This window comes from Flavobacterium aurantiibacter (genome assembly GCF_002251775.1).
GTDB classification, from domain to species: Bacteria; Bacteroidota; Bacteroidia; order Flavobacteriales; family Flavobacteriaceae; genus Flavobacterium; species Flavobacterium aurantiibacter.
The window spans coordinates 1-1,316 of sequence record NZ_NOXX01000052.1; the positions used below are offsets into that span (position 1 = coordinate 1).

1 protein-coding gene is annotated in these 1,316 nt (G+C 35.6%); it reads left to right on the plus strand.

All coding sequences use genetic code 11. The features are described from left to right. A partial coding sequence (locus CHX27_RS00580) for a serine hydrolase domain-containing protein (RefSeq protein ID WP_133063369.1) occupies window positions 1-1,191 on the plus strand: 1,191 nt, incomplete at its 5' end. Window positions 1,192-1,316 lie beyond the last annotated feature (125 nt).

A 1,316-nucleotide genomic window follows, 5' to 3' on the forward strand; every position in this document is an offset into this window, starting at 1 on the left:
TTGAACTTTTGTGCTAAAAATCCGCCACTACGCCAAGCCGCAAAAACGTTAGCGGCAAGTAAAGAAATGAAATCTATATATATGAAACAGAAGCTTAAATATACCTTGTTCTTAACAATTATTGTTTCCTCAATAGCTTTTAAATTGAGTGCTCAAAGTAATCTAAATTTTCAAGCGGATTTAGATAGCCAAATAAACGAGAACATACCGGGTGTATTGGTAACTGTTATTTGCAAAGAAAAACAAATCGATTGGAGTGGAGCATCGGGATATGCCGATAAAGAAAATAAAATTAAGCTCTTACCTAACCAAACTTTTAGAATGGCGAGTGTTACAAAAACCTTTGTGGCATCTACCATATTAAGACTTTGGGAAGATAAAAAACTGAACCTTGAAGACCCCATCATAAAATACATCAGTAAAGAACATTCCGAAATTTTGATAAAAGGTGGGTACGCTCCTGAAAAAATCACCATTCTCCATTTATTGACCCACTCGAGTGGAATGGCAGAACATACCCAAACGGAGAAGTTTAAAATTGAATATCTTAAAACAAACCACATTTGGACTCGTACTGAACAATTGTTGGAATTAACAACCCAGACAAAGCCGGTAGGAGAAATAGGTGAGCAGTTTTCGTATTCCGACTCGGGGTACATATTATTAGGCGAAATCATTGAAAAAATCACCCAAAAACCATTGGGAGAAGCCATAGAAGAACTACTGAATTTAAAAAAATTAGGCTTAAAGTCCATTCATATTGAAGATAAAAAGGGAGAGTTTAATACGGATAGAATTCATCAATATTATATGGATGGCGAAGACACCTATTTTATAAATCCAACATTTGATTTGTACGGAGGAGGAGGTTTATTATCTTCTGCCCGCGATTTAGCTTTATTTTATAAATATTTGTTTGAAAACAAAGTGTTTCGCAAAAAATCCACATTAAAAAGAATGCTTACACCTATTAATTATTCCAAAAAGCAAGCACTTGATTATAGAATGGGGATTTGGGAGACTGAAATTGAAGGATTAAAAGCCTATACACATTCGGGATTTTGGGGAACACAAGTTATATATATCCCAAACATAAAAACAATCATAACAGCAAATTATAGCCAAAGGTGGACAAAGAAGGGATTTGCCCCAATTATTCCAATCATAGTAAAGCAACTTATAAAAAAATAACCTGCCACTAACACGGGTTTTGCGTCAGGCGGGGTGATGTGCAAACTTGAAGATTTGTGCTTCAATTCAAGTTCAGTGCAGGTTGACAGTTTTGTGCTCCGAAACCCGCTGACGCAAAGCACCAA